The organism is Chitinophaga sp. RAB17 (assembly GCF_052114225.1).
Classification (GTDB): Bacteria; Bacteroidota; Bacteroidia; order Chitinophagales; family Chitinophagaceae; genus Chitinophaga.
In genome coordinates this window covers 360,534-378,196 of record NZ_JBFREI010000004.1, presented here as the reverse complement: position 1 = coordinate 378,196, position 17,663 = coordinate 360,534, and the positions used below count along the sequence as shown (strand labels likewise).

The window sequence follows — 17,663 nt, the reverse complement described above, 5'->3', positions numbered from 1 at the left end:
AGTAATTAATTGCTTATAAATATCTTCTGGGAAAAAACCTGGTGTTGCACAATAAAGCTGACAATATATACACCACTGGCGAATCCTGATCCCAGCTCATGATGCCCGTTGCCATTTAGTTGCCTCCTGCGGATTACCTGGCCGGAAAGGTTAATGATGTTCACATCACAGCGCTCACCAGGCACATTACGGATATCGGCATACACCATTCCTCCTGCACTATATGCTTTGTATGTTCCGGTAGGTGCAGCAGGTGGCAGGGAATCCCGGAGATGAAGCTGCAGGAAAAACCTGCCCTGGTAACTACCGGCATCCAGCTGTATCCTGTACTTCGGAACATCCTGTATATTTTGTGTAACTCCTGTTTTAGCATCATAAAAGTAAATATGCCATCCGGCAGGAATTCTGTCTATGTCAACCGCATTAAAAGTAATCCAACCACCCTGTTGCAATTCGAGTCCAAGCGGAATGACATCTGTACTATCTTTCAAATCCGGCCATGCACAAATAGAAAGTCTGTTTGTGTCTGAAGCACGTGCATACAAGCTTGGCACCCGCTCATCAGTATTCAGGCGCTTTAACGCGTCCATTTCCCGGTCAAATGCTTTGGTCGCCTTATCATCAAAATAAACGACTACCGGGTCTGAAACAGTTGTGGCATCTGCAAATCCTGCGGTGAGTCTTACCAACGGCGCAGTTACCGGCGCCGGACGCCGGTGGAAATCCGGCACCAAATTATTAATCCGTGCCCTGTTATCTACCGTGAATGTTGCCGACACCGGATACGCGCCATCAGAAACATGCACAAAAAATCCCTGCATGGCAGCGATGACAGGGCCAGCTATTCCATTACTGGAAACACCATTGATGTAAGAGCTGTAGGTACCTGTATACTGGTCTGTAGTACCTGCATCAAAATAATATACCGCATTATCAATGTTAGTGCGGGTCCATCCACTGGCTGCATCCCAGTTTACCGGAGATGGATACGGATTGCCCACTAGGTTAAAGCCCAGTGTGAAAGGCTTGTTATGATTATATAAAGCAGGAGAAGAGATCAGGTGATTATTGACCACTCCAGTAGCATCCACTGTTTTTGCGGTCGCCACATTCCCCATATTGGCGGCATATCCCTGCATTGGATTCAATGGGTTGGTAGTCGTGGTATAGGTGACCCAACCGGAAGAAGCAAGCGTTTCATCATACCGGTAAAAAGTCGGGAAAGATGCACCAAGATCTACATCGTCCGCAAATTCGTTTACGGTGGCTCCCTGGAATGGGACACTATAATATTTGTAGCCGAATCCGGATGGCAGATATCGTTGCATCGTAACATTACCAGTTACTTCTCCATTTCCGGCACCATCAATGAGGGCCGTTTGGGCGGCCGTTGACATCAATGTAAGATAACCACCTGCATTGAGCTGGCCGTTGGATGCCAGCAATACTTCCGTCAGATTCAATGTGCCGCCTAAAGTTACGCCGGCGGCGTTGTCAATAGTGAGATTACGAATCAGGTTTCCTGAAAATGCTGCAGCAGGAATAGTTTGTGCAGCTGTTCCATTCATTACAATGGTACCCTTGCTGACGGTAAAAGTCCCGTTATTACTGATGCCTCCACCGATCTTCAACACCTGACTGTCTACATCCATGGCGCCGGTAGTCACCGTCACATTATTCTTTATTGTTAGCGTAGATGTTTGAAACAGGGTAGCGTTTGCACTGTTGACGGTTAAATTATAAATAGGATTGGTAGAAGAAATCTTCATCGTTTGTGCTGCCGGGGTTGACGCATTACCTATTTGTAAAGTGCCTCCGGTAAAACCAGTACCACCGGTAACCAGGTTATTATATCCCAGCTGCTGACCGGTACTGCCTCCTGCTTGTTGAATCACGATTGTTCCTCCGGACATATTGAAACCGGCGCCGGTGGCGTCCATATTAAACGGAGCGATACCGGCGGCTGTACTTCCCAAAGCATTTACAGTCATTGTTCCTCCCTGCATATCAAGTGTCCATAAAGCCGCGGGATTACTGATGGCAGATGCGAGGCGAAGGTTTCCTCCCTGCATTGCAATATGTGCAGTGGACATCGGTATAGCCACGTTGTCAGCCGCAGTTCCGATATTTAATGTGCCTCCGCTGACTTTTACCAATCCACCAATGGTCCAGTTCATATTGGTGGCATTGATCGTTCCGGCATTGACTGATAAGCCTGCAGTAGCAGGTATTAAAAAATTCCCGGTTGCAATATCTGATGTAAAAGGAATAACGCTGACGCCTGTACTGTTCAGATTAAATGATCCGTTTTTCAACGTGAGGAATCCATCCGGTGCGGAAAAATTAGTAGCGGTAACATCTGTGTAGTTGCTGTTAACTGTTCCCATGTCTATCGTAATACCATTAAAACTGGTTACTGCACCAGATCCGGAAAGTGTTTGAATCCCATTTTTATTAAAGGTGGCGTTGCACAAACTGTTGGCATCAGTCCGCAGATTCAGACTTCCATTATTGGTTACGTTACCGCCAATAGTCAGCTGGTGCGTTGTATCAGAATTAGCGGCTACGTTCAGCGTAGCTCCGCTGGCGATGGTAACATCATTATTGACGATAATTTTTTGTGCGGTAGCGGTAGCGTCACCAATGCTGACAGTTCCGGATGTCACAGTAAGGTTATTAGCGACATTGACATCGCGCAATGTTACCACACCACCGGTACTTGCGGCATTAAGGTTGTAATATGGTAAACTGGTAACATCCTGATTGGCGGCCCCGTTATAACTGATGGTAGCCGCGTTGGTAGTGGCATTGGCAACAGCACTTCCAGTGATGGATAAAACGCCGGCAACACCGGTTGTGGCTGCACTAAAAGTTTTTATACCTGCATTGCCCAGCGTGAGATGATTAAAGTTGAATGCAGGAATTATTTGGGCACCGTTGCCATTGAAGTTGACGGTACTGCCACTGATTGTATAACTATTGGTACCCGGCGTAAAACTGCCGGCAATGCCAATAGTACCACTAGCGGCAAGTGTCCGGCTACCCGCAGCACTGCTGCTAAGGTTATTATAATTGTATGCGGGAATGGTTTGTGCCCCTGTTCCGGTAAAACCAACAGTACCTCCGGATACGTCAATAACACCCGTTACAGCAGGAAATCCGGCAGCAGTATTAAAGGTACCTGTTGCAATTGTAAAATTACCGGATACTGCCAATGAGTTGCCGGCATTTGTTGTTAGCACCAGTCCAGGGTTATTCAGCAATAAATTTTTGGTCACTGCAGCTACATTAATATTAATTGTATCCGCCCCATTTAGCTCCACATTATCTGTAGACAGCGGTACACCATTGGTATTCCAGTTGGCTGCATCTCCCCAGTACGGAGTACCTGCACCGCCATCCCAGGTTTTAAGAGAGATAGTCAATTCTCCTATCTGAAAATCTACGAAGGAAGTTACACCGGTTATCCTCGTGCTGGTGGATGCTGCGGTATCCAGCATTGGATAATTCCATGCACCACCGCTATATCCACCTACTACAAAAGATGCCGGATTGGCACCTGCATCAACATCAGCAGACGAAAACTTAAAAGTTACATTACAACTGCTGAATGCAATACCGCTATTGGTGATCGTCCAGAAACGGTTCACGCTTTTAGCCGGATTAATAGCGGAGCTGCTGATATTAGGATGATCCCCCGGCGTGGTAAATGAAAGTAAATATCCCGCAGCAGTAACATTGGCAAATGCTACAGAGTCGGGGGTGTACCTGTTGTTGTCGCCGATTTCAAAATTCTTCCTGGTGGCTCCTGTGGCGATATTTTTCTTCAAATTTCCATTCACCCAGCCAGTACTTTGTCCCGCGCCGATAACCGTTCCGGAGGCAGGTTGTATCAACACCTTATTCCCTGTTGTTATTTTACCTGTAACAAATTGCAGCTGTCCGTTTACAGTAGCATCGGACGAGAGGGTAACTGTACCAGCCGTATTATTGATAGTAAGATTATTAAACGGTGATATAGCATAAATATCCTGCCCTGATGTACCATTCATCGTAAACGTAGAGGTGCCGGCGTTAATGGTACCACTATCGGATATATTGCCGCCTACCACATGATTGAAACTACCTGCATTCAACAGGGCACCGGTATTCACCGTAAGGTTGTTGGTAATATTCCAGGCTGAAGAAGGCGTTACACCCGCGGCATTTGTATTGGCCACCACCAGATTGCGGAAAGACCCAGGAGTACCTGCAAGGGTTATTGCCCCCGCCCCTCCAAAAACCACCGTGCCTGTGCTGGAGAATGCGGTGCCCAAATTCAGCGTTGCCGCCGAGGTAGGTATAAAGTTCAGGGTACCGTTACTGGTGATGGTACCATTGTTGGTTACCGCACCAAATATGTTATGTGTAGCGGTTCCTCCGTTAAATGAGGCGCCGCTACCAATTGACAGAGAGTATAAAACGCTCCAGCCTACACTCGGATTAATACCGCCGGTATTATTGATGTTGAGATATCCAAATTGTGGTGCGGATGTAGAATTGAGCACCGGCGGAACGGTGCCATTGAAATTAACCGTTAGTGCAACGGTGGTAATGGCGTTGATCAAACGTAAAGTTTGAACAACATTGCCGGTATAGGTGGTGGTTCCAAGGGTGTATAATACCCCGCTGTTTATCAGATCAGCATTCAGCGTGGTATGAATAGTACTGCCTGCAGTGAAAGTACCTGTATTGGTGATATTTAATAGTCCATTGAATACAAGATCATTCAAAATAGTATAACTGCCAGTTACCGTAACATTGTTAAAAGTAGTAACTCCGGTAATATTTTTTGATGCGCCGGCACATACAAGTGTGCTGGTGGAAGGTGTATAACTGCCGCTATTCACCCAATTACCATACAAAGTAACAGTGTTGCCTCCTCCATCTAAAGTGGCGCCGCTTTCGATGGTCAGATCTCCTTTTACAGCAATGGAAGCAAAAAGCGTTTTAATACCACTGTTTCTGAATATCAGGTTGCCAAAAGTAATTCCTGGCAACAATAAACTCTGAGCGGCGGTACCATTAAAAATAACAGTACTGCTGGGAGACACTGTATAGGCGGCATAATTAACAGGGGCATTATTGGCACCTATGATGATAGTACCCGAATCTCCAAGGGTAACGGAGCCTCCTGGTACATCGCGGCTGCAACTGTAGCTCTGTACATCCATTGTACCGGATATAATATTCACTGACCCGGTTATAACAACATTTCCAGTGAGCATGGCGGTGGTACCCACCGGTTTATTTACATTGAAATTATTGAATGTACTGGCAGAAATTGTTTGCGTGCCCGTACCCTCAAAGAATGTACTGGCGCCAGCCGCAATGTAGGTCCCGTTATTGATCCAGTTACCACCAACATGCAATATCGCATGGTTATGCAGTAATCCGCTGGAAGAGATATTGACATTGCCGGTGATGCGGATGGCCGAAAGATTGTCCAGCTCACCTGCTATTACCGACAGGCTGCCGCCAATATTAATGGAATCATTAATGGAGGCAGATGAAGCCGACTTATTAATCGCCAGATTATAATAATTAACCGCACCCACTAACTGGTTGGTAGCACCGCTATAAGTAACGGTGCCGGTTCCTGCAGTAAAAATGCCACTTACATAATTATAGTCTGTTGCGATGCCCAGGTTACCTGCACCGCTAAAAACAATACTTGCTCCTCCGGATTGAGTCAGGGAGCCGGTCATATTTACGGCTCCTGTACCTATCGTCAGGTTAATCGCATGGCCGCTTACACCGTCGCTCAGGCCCAGGTTTCCATTAATTGTAACCGTCTGATTGTTGGCCGCAATAGTATGCGTAACATTACTGCTCCAGGTACCATTTATGTCGCCGGAAGTAAGTGAGCCTCCGCTGGCCATTGTTAAAGTAACCGCTTTTGCACTACCGAAATTTATATTTTTAACGGTTACAGCTGTGCTGATGGTGGGTTGATTGGTGAAGGTAGCCGTTCCTAAGTTAACAATATCCGTGGCAGCCGGCGGCCGGGATGCGGATCCCTGGAGTACCGTCCAGTTGGCAGCAGTATTCCAGTCAGTACTCACACTACCATTCCATACCACTACGTTTGAATTATCAGAAAGCGTCCATCGGTTCGAAATATTTGCGATCAGGATTTGTTCTACATAATTGGAAGTAGTGCTATTAGATGATTTACCGGAAGCCCCCCAGGTAGATCCATTATATCGCCATAATCCCATAGACGACTCCGAATTACCGTTTAATTCATTGTCTTCATAATGCAGCCGTAGCGTCGCCGTAACATAAGTACCCGAAGGAACAGCAATATTATAAACCCTGTTAACAGCACCTCCAAATGGAAAATCACTGACAGCTCCTTTTGTGACTGATACAATCACACTGGTTACGCCTAACGCAACGGTAAACGTTACGAGATTATCAGGGCCCTCAAATGCATAGGCCACACCGGATGAAAAAGAATGTAAACGCCGGATGTTACCCAGAATAATGCCATTGCCGGTTCTGGTATTGGTAATAGTGAGGGTATCCGTTCCCGTGTAAATAGTACCCAGCGTCATGTTCACAGTGGCGGCAGCGATACTGTTTTGCAAAGTAACACCAATAGCTGCTACCGTACTGTTCACCGTAAGAATATTGAAAGTAGTGGCCCCGGTAACAACGGTGCTCTGACCTCCTAAAAATTGTATGGTGCCGGTGCCGGCGGTAAAGGCGCCAAAGTTATTCCAGTCCCGGTAAATACTATGGGTGAATGCTCCTGAAATAAAGGTAGTACCCGTTCCTATAGTAAGACTATTATTCATGGTGATGGCTCCTGATGCAGTTTTACTGTTTCCGTTAGACAGCATCAGGTTATCGTAGGTAATCGCATTTATGTTCTGCGCGCCCGCGGCGTTAAAGTTTACCGTATTGGGGGTGGAAGAAGTTACATCCAGTACCCCGGCACTGATAGCAAGTACATTGGCAATTCCCAATATAGCATTAGCCGATATCCTGAGCGAAGTACCATTAACAGTAACATTGAAAAGATTGGGAGCACCACTTACAGAAGAGGTTCCGGTAAAGGTAACGGTTCCCGCGGATGCCGACAAGGTTCCACTGACGGCAAGGCCAGTAGAAATGGAAAAACTGGTAGCTGTAGTAACGGAGCCGGTAACACTCAATACGCCGAAACCAATAGTCCCCGTACCTGAGATTGTTTTTGAGACACCAGTCATGGTGGTTAAACCGGCACTTGCAACAAAACTTCCACTGACAACAACATTGCCGGTAAGCACTAATGAAGAGGTAGTGGTAACGGTACCGCTTACACTAAGATTATCGAGTGAAATACCTGCGCCACTAATAGTAGTGCCGGTGCCCGTCATGGATAATGTGCCCCCGGAAGCCTGCGTAAATGAACCGGAGCCGGAAGTAGCGAGATTGCCTGACAGGCTGATACTACTGTTAGAAAAGGTTATCAGCGAAGCTGCTACTGTGAGGTTATTAAAATTCTGCGTACCGGAACCGCTTATCGCAGCTCCTGCACCACTAAAAGTGATAGTACTGGTATTGCCATTAAAAACGCCGCTATTATCCCAGTTGCCGGCGATATTATGTGAGTAGCTACTTCCGTTAAAAGTGGTCGAGGCACCAATAGAAACATTTCCATTAACCGTTATATTAGCAGCGGCTGTATATGATAAAGCGGTGCCCGTACCCAATACACTGCTAAGATTGCCTGCTATGGTAAGTGCTGTTGCAGGAAAAGTTTTTACCGCGGCCCCGGTGGCACTGCTCAATTTAAGATTTCCGTAAAGTTGATTGGCTATCGTTTGATTGGTACCGCTATACTCCACGGTGCTGGCTACTACCAGGGTATTGGTGGAATAGTTTGCGGGAAATGTATTGGTGCCACCGATCCTCAGTGTCGCATTATTCGCAACTGTCAGCTGCCCTCCTGCACTGCTGCGGTTAGCAGTAAACGAGCCCAGATCAAACGTTCCATTTGATACGGAAAGATTACCAGCAATGTTGGCGTTTACATTCAACGTCACTGTACTGGCAGTATCTGCAATGGTAAGATGATTAAAGGAAGTAGCAAAAGTTCCTCCTATTGTCTGGGCAGTGGTGCCATTGAAGGTTACGGTAGCTGTTCCACCGGTAAAAGCGGTAGTGGATACGTTGTTCGTCCAGTTACCCTTTATCGTGATATTAAAGTTGTTGGCATTCAGCGTTCCTGCTGTCAGTGTAAGATTATTATTTACGGCGATGGTTGTCGGTAAGAGCAAGCCCGCGCTGTTATTAAGTGTTAAATTATAAAATGCGGGCACGCCGGAAAAAGTTTGTTGGCCGGTAGTACCGTTAAAATTCACCGTACCGCTATTGATAAAAGCACCGTTGTTGGTGAGGGTACCTGCAATATTCAGGGTACCAGCGCTGTTAAGTGTTACGGTAGCGCCATTGGCGATGGTAAGATCAGCGCAGTTGACGCTGCTGTTGATCGCGGGCATCCGTATCGCGCCGGAAGAAATGGTAACGTTGGTAGTGGCTGCCGGCACAACGCCATCACACCAGTTACTTGCAGTGGCCCAGTCGGTGCTGGTGTTGCCGGTCCACTGCCCGGTTGTACCTGTAGTTGTAACATTTACATAAGCCACAGAAGGTGTGCTGCACCCGGTTCTTGTTGCCTGTACAGTATAAACACCTGCATAAGGAGCTGAAAAAGTCAGACTTGGATTTTGCAATGCAGAGGAGAATCCATTGGGCCCGGTCCAGGAATAAGTAGTACTGGCAGCTGTTGTAGCAGTGAGATTAAGGGTACTGCCTGCACAGACCGGCGCGTTACTGCCCGCACCATCCGGTGAGCTAAAGATCGTGCTGATCTCTGTGCTATTCAATTCCCGATGGTATACAATCGCGTCATCCAGGGTTCCCTGGAAGAAGAAGCCCGATGGTGCACTGGGCCAGGTGGCGATATCATCATACCCGATCCGCCAATAACCGGTATAGCTTTCCGCAGAAGTAACGGTAGCATCGCTGGCAACCAGGCTGCCATCCACATATAATTTTAATCCGCCAGCCCCAAGGGTACCTATAGCCTGGTGCCAGTTCCCGTCATTATAAGCATTGGTAGTGCTTACATATTTCTTCACCGCACCAGGTGCAACTCCAAGGTATAAAGCGCCCGTTGCAGTCATATAAATCACGCGATCGCGGTTACCTCCGCCTCCGGTTTGTGCACTTGAAAAACCAATCAGCACACCACCTGCCGTAGTAGTTGTTTTAAACCATATCGCCACGCTGACTGCCGTGGGATTTACGTATGCATTGGCGGTTGAAATTTCATTACTGGTGCCATTGAAAGTGTAGGCCCTATTACTGATATTGAAACGGTCGGCCGTTTGAGCAGGTGTTCCTCCCTGGAAGGTGCCGTTATCATTACCGGTAGCATCATTTGCATTCCCTTCAAATTTATAATAGGCGATGAGATTAGTAGTAGGTAGTTGCGAAATCACCGGCCCCAAACAAACAGTTGCCTGACTCCCACTGAGCGCAGTGCTTAATCCTCCTTCCGTAACAGCGTATATTTTCCAGAAGTAGGTAGTCCCTGCTGTTAGCCCGGATTGTAAGGAAGAGGTGGCACCGGCTGCTGTTTGCGTCACGAAGGAATAGTTTACGCCATCGGTGGAACTATAAATAACAAATCCCCTTTCATTGGAAGAAAGGTCTGACCAGTTCAGGGTCATTGTTGTGCTGCTTACATTGGTAAATGTTAAACTTCCTGGCGCAATGGGTACAGGCGGTGTGAAATCGTAGGTTCTTCCTGTAGTTCGTTTGGCGCTCACATTGGCTTCAGTAGTGGAACTTACGCTGGTGCTGCCATTATTTACTGACAGGAAATTGCCGGATCCTGTGGCAGCCGCGGTAATACCAATAGAAGCGCTGGGAGTAACGTTTGAAAATGCATCTGACCTGTAAACGAATTCAACTTTACCTGTGCTTTCAAACAATTTCAGCTGGAAAGAACATACCGCTCCCAGTGCCAGGTAGTTCCATTTCATATTCAGAAACTCCAACGTAAATATCCTGCTGCCCGCCGTGCCGGTTGTCTTATAGGTGGCATTTGTAAATGCCACCAGGTCAATATCATCCCATAGCGGTGCAATCACCGGTCTGGGAGAACCTCCGGTCGTTAACTTATTAATCGCTACGCTGTTTGTGGCAATGGCGCCCAGGGTGATCCAGCCATTGGTAGAAGCGCCGATACTGGTATACCGCACCCCCATATACCAAAAATCAAATCCAATAGGTATAAGGGTAGAAACACCATCATCGGTAGTTCCCGTCCAGCTGGTGGCGTTGGGCGTTGAAAGGGGCGTAAAAGTACCATTGGAGGCCACAAACGCGTAGTTGGTGACAGACTGCGCTGAAAGCTGGGAAACGGATAATAAAAGTATAATAATAATCCATATACTCTTACCGGTTAGAACAGAGAGGGAAAATTTTTTCATGCCTTTGCAGAATTAAATTGCAATGCTACATACAGGCATTGCAGCCACCTCAGATCAATGCAACACTATTTCTGCCTCCGCTATCTTTATTGATTTAGCATCAACAGGGGTCGTATATGCCACGTGAAGCTTACCCGCTTTGTAATCAATAGCAGCATTATTGCTAAGTTTTATAACCATTCTGCGACTCGTAGTAGGTGTATACACCGCAATTCCATTTACAACACCCGCTTGTGTAACCGTCCCTTTAGGTGAAATATAGTCAACTGTAAGGTCTCCGTAAACAGAGGAATTCCCCGTGCGGTTGAACACCAGGGAAAGCTGTGACGCTGAATTTTCATCAGGTATTATTGATAAATCAGTGATCTTCACGCTTGCCGACGTTTCTCCAACGCGTATAATAACAGGTACAGTCAATCCAAAAATGGGGGTCAATCGGACAGATATTCCAATCGAATCATTTGTGGGTGATTTTTCTCCCAGTGGTTTTAAATCTGGTACCGCCCGGAAGTAAATATGTGACCGGTATTCTCCCGGCACCAGTTCATTTGTTTTCACCACCTGTATTTTCACCAGTTGCGCCTCATTCGGCGCCAGTGTTACAGTCCGGGGGAAAAGACGCAGATAGCTACTGGCAAAGTGCTGACCGGAATCCGGTGTATTAATCGGCTCAAATGTACCATCACTTTTCATCCTGATTTCCATGAACGATATCAGATATTTTGCAGTGTCTTTACCGGCATTAGCCAGGTTGAGTTCCTGCATTCTTTTCTGCCCGTCAAAAACGATCCTCCTGGGTGTGACCAGGAGATTTCCCTGTCCCACAACCTTTGTTGAAAAAAATGCTGCTGCAAAGAAGGTGATAAAAAACGCCCACCTTTTGTATACATGGGTAGGGTGTTCCCTTTTTACAATAACGTTCATGGATAGCAGTTTAGATAGTTATGGTCAATTTGATGCAGCAATAATACATCAGATGCCCTCGCTGAAAATAATCAGGAATCCCTAGTTGTAATTCACAGTAACATCAAACGGTGTGGTTGAAATGTAAGTTCCTGCAGGATTCGCAGCGGCTACGTTGAGGGTGGCTCCTACAGTCAGTGTTTGTGTGCCGGCTGTCAGTGTACCGATAGCAGAAGGACTGCTGGTAAAGGCATCCACTGTCATAGTATTGGCGCCACTTGTAATGATAAGTGCGGAAGATGGCAGCGTAATGCTATAGGTATAGTTACCTGATCCATCCACTGTAAACGATGCAGCTGTTACTGTTCCGTTGTTGACAGGTAACGTAACACCTCCACTCTCAATACGTACACCTGCGGGAGATAATTCCACCGTACCTCCGGTGCTGGCCTGCACTGCAATGTTACCGAAATTCATGTCTACGTTCTTGGTAATACTGATAGGTGTTACAATGGTAGCAGTAGCTGTGGCGGAAGCTGTTGCCTGCGCGGATACGTTGGTTGAAATTCCGCCCAAAAGGAGCGCCATTGAGAGAATGAATGTAGTTTTCATGTTTAATGGTTTTTTGAACTTACTTTAGAAGAATAGGGATGATTCTTTTCGTGGTATTAGTTGAATCCTAATTTAAAATGATGCTTCACCGTATCATGCTGATGTTTCACCGTAAAACTACTATGTGATTCTTCAGTAATAAATGACCTCAATCACATTTTGTTATGATACAAATCAGTAAAACTAAGCTTTGGGGTATTCAAGAACTAAGGTAAGCAACATTATCAACACATTGCTAAACAAATACATCATTATTAAAAAGAATGATAAATTATATTGATCATACTTCTGTATTAATATTATTATTTTATATAAAATAATAAATAAACTACATTTTACATATTTCACATTCGTATCTGGAATCCCCTATTCACCAAGGGAAAAACGAGATAATCTCAGTATAATCTCTCCCCAAATAGTTCGACTTCCTAACTTCACAAAAAAACACCCATCCCCCATTACCCAAACCTTTGATCAGGACGCTTTCCCCTCCAGACAAAGTCATGTAACCTCAATAGGCCCCACACCGCTATTAACATAAAAAACATTTCCGGCGGCCGGCTAATGTGCCGACATCTTAGAGAAAACATGGATGATCACCACACCAGCTATAATCAACAGCATTCCAATGATCGCCGGTAAATCCAGTTTTTGTTTATAAAGTAAAGCACCTACCACACTAATCATGACTATTCCCACACCGGACCAAATGGCATAGGCAATACCAACCGGCAAAGTTTTTAAAGTCAGGCTTAAGAAATAAAACGCAATAGTGTAACCCACCACTACAATAACAGAAGGCCACAGTTTCGTAAAAGAAAGGGATTCTTTCAGTGCACTCGTTGCAATAATTTCTGCGACAATAGCAATTCCCAGATACACATATTTCATGACTTATTCTTTTATGGGCGAATTTAACCAATGCTGACAATTCATTCTCTATTTCAATACATCTGATTATGTAAAATGTTCCCGTGAACATTTACTGATAGTTTTCCAGTTGGCAGTAAGCAGTTACATACACCCCGCAGGGGCAACATCATATAGCCGTTACCGTTGGCAGCATCATTTGAAACCCGGCTGTCGCTAAATGATAACTGATTGTCGTAAAATGGTAACAACGCAGCCTCCAGGCGCTGCTACCTTTGTTTCAAAATAAGAACTTATGAAACAGCTCAAAACCACCTTGCTGATCAATGCCATCAGCTCCGCTGCCGCCGGTCTTTTGTTAATCATCCTGGCCAGCCCATTTGCCACTCTTTTTGGTGTAGCAACGCCCACTCCTTTTACCGGAACAGGTATTTTCCTATTGGTTTTTGCGGGCTTTGTGGCCTATACTGCTACCCGTCCGCAGCTGCAGGCTGTCTTAGTGAAATTGGTTACATGGATGGACCTGTCGTGGGTGCTCGCCAGTGTTGTTTTCGTGATCGAATCTGGCAGTCTGATCACACTTACCGGTAGTATCATTATCATGGCTATTGCCGCCTGGGTGGCGCTGATGGCGCTATTGCAATATAAAGGGATTAAAATGTTCCGTGAAACTAACCATGCGTTGTAACTGAAGAAGAGGCTTGGAGATAGAACTGGTCGCCTTAAGTCAATTTGGGGTAGAGAAAATCTCCGCAACACTTTCTGCGATAGGTACCATACAAAAAGGGGAACCAAATGATTTCCCTTTTTGTATGAACTCAAATCTAAATATTTCTATTCTATAAATGAATGCTGTTCACCTGCTCAAAATTGAGCCATCTCCTCCGCTCTTACTTAACGATGGTACCACTTTCTGGGAAATAATCTATTCCTACTAATGCCCCCTCCACCAAATGACAAATTAATACGTCATCACCAAAAGTACCATTTACCAATCCTGCAGTATGCACATAATATCCGTCAGGAGCAAATTGGTTATTGGACCCGGATTTAAGCATATGTATTATATAGCTGGGGTAAAAATAAACTGCAATGCTTTTCACATTCGGGTTCGGATCAAAAATACCTACTGGGATTGGACCAAACAACGATGGCGTTTTCAATTTTAATTTCATATCCTCCAAAGAAGCTGAATAAAAGTACCTGGCATATGAATAGGAGCTATTATCAAGTGGATTAAAAATAGTCCCATCCCATGGAGGCTGAACATTGCTGATGCAGGCTGCATTGGTATCTATATTGGCCTGAGAATAAATCTGTATATTATCAAAAGCCTTTCTGTCAGCATCACCTTGTGAGATCGCTGATGAATAAGCTGCAGCTGGAACGTCATAAGTATGCCGCAGGGACAAACCAGTAACACATGCATTGCTAAAGCCTTTTTTATAATGCGCGGTGTTGAAATATGTAGGCGTTGGTACCGTAGCCGGCTGGCAGGTAGCAGTTGTATTTGCATAAACCTGGCCATTTTTATCCAGGGCTGTCTGTGCCTTCTGATCAGCATCAGCCTGGGAGATTTGTGAAGAAAATGCGGATGCTGCCAAATTATAGATTACAAAACCTCCCACCTGTCCAATTGCACAGTCATTTTTATAGAATATCGCAGAACGTGCCTTACTATAGTATGTTGCTCCTGGAATTGCCGGGGCTGATGTCACGCCGTAGGCAAAATCATACATTTTTACTATCTGATTTTCATTATCTCTTACCGTCTTTAATCGACTCGATGAGTCATACTCAAAGAATGAGCTACGGTTTAAGGGATCTGTCTGACTCGTCATTCCAACTAAGGGCTTGTAAGTATACGTATTTACAAAATAATTTTTCGCATTAGGCGCCGTACGTAGCTTGTTGAGTTCATCTCTGATCTGTATACCGCTATATGTGCCGCTACTATCAGTCAATACAGTTTGGTTTACCAGCCCGGAAATGGTGGTATAATCAGCACCCAGAATTTTGGCTACCGGATATTGGCCATTATACCCCCACAGATATGTTTCCCTGACGCCGTTCTGTGCTTGTTGCTCCAATATATTTCCATTTCTGTCATACCTGTAAAAGTCCATTACACCACCTACAGTTTCATTTCCCAGTCTGGCCGTAATCTTATCGGGTAATACAATACCCTGCCCCCAATCCTTATAGTTGATTTCGGTAGTTGTATTCTTCTGACCATTTACAAGTTTTTCCGTAATAACCGGCTCAGCAATACGGTATTGGTTGAGCATCGCTTTTATCGCAAGAGAAGGAGAAGGAACATCAGATGGATAAGTATAATTGATCACCACAGTGTCTCCTTTGCTATTTTTCGTTGTCATACTCTGAAGCCCAACTAAGCTATCATTTTTATACGCATAATCTTTAGTCAATACTGTACTACCATTGGGAAAATAAGTGGTCGCCGTTTCCTTTGACTTCCGGAAATCGCAACTTGCTATCTCGTAAGAATTAATGCTATAAGAAGATTTTAATCCCGGCACTTTTATTCCGCTCAACACTACTACATGGTTCAGAAATTTTTGTTCATTTAGCTTAATATATTCATATTCTGTTTTGTCTTTAAGCTCAAAAGCTCCGTTTGGAGCTGCTGTGAAATTAGCCTGACTTAATAGTAATTCACTTTTCCAGGCGTCTATGCTGGAAGCTGGCGTAGAAAATAACAACGCCCCCTGCAGGACAGATGGATATGGTTGTGCTTCTACAAAGTAGCGGCGTTCTGTGGCACCCACCCTACGCCCGGTTTCATCTTTAAAAAATTCAGTTACTGTACTAAATGTCTGAGATGACTTCCTATTACTATACAACGAATTAATGGACGTAGATGATAATGTACAGTCGAACTGATCTGCCAGAACGAAACTCTTTTTATCAAAAAATCTCGGTTCTTCCGTTTGAAGAAGACTTGACCTATTGTCGGGAAACCGGGCCAATTCATTATAATAGAACTCTCTTTCCTGTGAGTACTTAATGCCATCAAAATCCCTGAGATATTTTACTCTGGCTCCTCCATAAAGTTTACCATCCGGGCCGTAATTTGGTTCATACACTATCTCAGAAAACCCTTTAGTAGGGTAATAAATTCTTGAAATCATCCCACAATCAATGTAGTTCGTCACTGGATTTCTATCTCCAAAAATACGGCTTGTCAGGTATGTATTAATAAAAGCCATGCTTACACCACAATTATCAGATGCTGTTGGCTTAACTACTAATCCATCGTTCACCTTTCCATTAAAATAACCAAAATAATCCTGCGAAGATGACAAGGGTTGAGGCAAAGTATCTCTTTTATAATATTCAAATTTGTATTGTTGCTCGTCTGTACCTGCCAATTGGGCCAATGACTCTCCCAACAGCAACACCTGCCGCAAATATTGACGTTGTTTAATGTAGTCGTAATGAAATTGAATAGCTTGCACCTGCTTGTTTTCACTATTATTTATAACAATTCTGTCTGTCCGTAATGGAGCTGTTTTAAATATTGGACTTTTCTCATAAAAGTTCTCATACATGACCTGGTGTGCCGTGTAATCATTAATTACTCTAAAATAAAATGGAGAGGTATAGAAATAATCCAGGCCCAAAAAACTACTCTGGTCCGTATTTATAAAGTTAATGGTTGAAATAAGACTTCCATCTGGTTGTTTTACCTCAATTTTCTTAAGTGCGCGCGAACGGACAAAATTCCGCCAACAAATCTTACCACTACTCTCTGAGCGAAAAACTTCTTCATAACCTCCACTGCCCGACCCTCCACCAATTATTATAGTTTTGGGATCCACTCCAACAACAGCATTCTGAGACACCGCCGATACAAACTTATAATAATCTTTTTCATAACTAAAAAGCATTGTTCCTCCTAAATGGTTCGTCACTTTTTTAAGAAAAAATGTGCTTATATAATCATATACCTGCTGATTTCCACCCGCCGTATTGGACCTGTAACCTGCAACATCATCTACCATGAAACCTACCTGAAAATTGCGCTCAGCGTATTCCTGTCCGCCAAATTCATATTTGGTGCCATCGGGTGTGGTGATCGCAAATTTTAAAATACGGTCCATGTCAGGAGCCAGATTTGGATCCCCTGTTGGCACAGCAGGTTCAGAAACCAAGCTAACTGCAATCGCCAGTTTATTATCATTAACGAAATGTGCTTTTAATGAATCATCCAAATAAAAGGTGCCTGAATATCCATTGAAATTATATTGAAACCAATCTTTTTCAGTGTCTACCCCATACTGCCTCGGATTTGCTGCATATGGCATATTAGGTCCCCCAGCGGGAGAGTCTTTATATATATCCTTTAAATGCCAAAACACACCCTGCTCATCGGGTATTCCGCGTGTAATGCGGGTGATTACTCCTCCTGCGTTTAGATTCCAGTTAATACCAATCCGCGATGCCGACATATCTACTTTTACACCTGTAGAAGCATAACCTATTGATAGGGGCAATGACTGTGAGCCCAATTTGATAGTATGAACCGGAATACTGAAGGTCATAGCGCCCGACGAATAACTGATAGGCAAACTTCCATTCTTTGCAAACTCATATGATACCGGAGACGGGGGAATTATATTGGTTTGAGTATTGCCCTGTGCAAAAACAGCAGGAATAGTAATACAGGAAATTGTGCAATACAGGAGCACTGTTTTCATTTGCAGGCGCCTTACCCAATATAAA

6 protein-coding genes are annotated in these 17,663 nt (G+C 44.6%); 1 reads left to right on the top strand and 5 read right to left on the bottom strand.

Translation table 11 applies throughout. The features are described 5' to 3' along the window. Nucleotides 1-5 precede the first annotated feature (5 nt). The 4 genes from AB4Z08_RS16815 to AB4Z08_RS16800 all read right to left on the bottom strand — a co-directional run bounded on the left by AB4Z08_RS16815 (nucleotide 6) and on the right by AB4Z08_RS16800 (nucleotide 12,938). On the bottom strand, nucleotides 6-10,532 hold the full coding sequence (locus AB4Z08_RS16815) for a fibronectin type III domain-containing protein (RefSeq protein WP_441574924.1): 10,527 nt from the start codon (nucleotides 10,530-10,532) through the stop codon (nucleotides 6-8). 54 nt (nucleotides 10,533-10,586) lie between these two features. Then, nucleotides 10,587-11,456, bottom strand: coding sequence for a hypothetical protein (locus AB4Z08_RS16810; RefSeq protein WP_441574923.1), 870 nt, complete (start codon nucleotides 11,454-11,456; stop codon nucleotides 10,587-10,589). 81 nt (nucleotides 11,457-11,537) lie between these two features. Continuing rightward, nucleotides 11,538-12,047, bottom strand: coding sequence for a DUF4402 domain-containing protein (locus tag AB4Z08_RS16805; protein ID WP_441574922.1), 510 nt, complete (start codon nucleotides 12,045-12,047; stop codon nucleotides 11,538-11,540). A gap of 561 nt (nucleotides 12,048-12,608) precedes the next feature. Next, entirely contained in the window at nucleotides 12,609-12,938 is a 330-nt protein-coding gene (locus tag AB4Z08_RS16800; RefSeq protein WP_441574921.1) for a DMT family transporter, read from the bottom strand. A 274-nt stretch (nucleotides 12,939-13,212) separates the two neighbouring features. Between AB4Z08_RS16800 and AB4Z08_RS16795 the strand changes: the two genes are divergently transcribed. After that, the gene (locus AB4Z08_RS16795) at nucleotides 13,213-13,605 is read left to right on the top strand and encodes a hypothetical protein (protein WP_441574920.1); all 393 of its coding nucleotides are present in this window, start codon (nucleotides 13,213-13,215) and stop codon (nucleotides 13,603-13,605) included. A 202-nt stretch (nucleotides 13,606-13,807) separates the two neighbouring features. Here the strand turns inward: AB4Z08_RS16795 and AB4Z08_RS16790 are convergent, their stop codons facing one another. Next, nucleotides 13,808-17,638 (bottom strand): DUF5977 domain-containing protein, encoded by a 3,831-nt coding sequence (locus AB4Z08_RS16790; RefSeq protein ID WP_441574919.1) that lies wholly within the window; start codon nucleotides 17,636-17,638, stop codon nucleotides 13,808-13,810. Nucleotides 17,639-17,663: the final 25 nt, after the last annotated feature.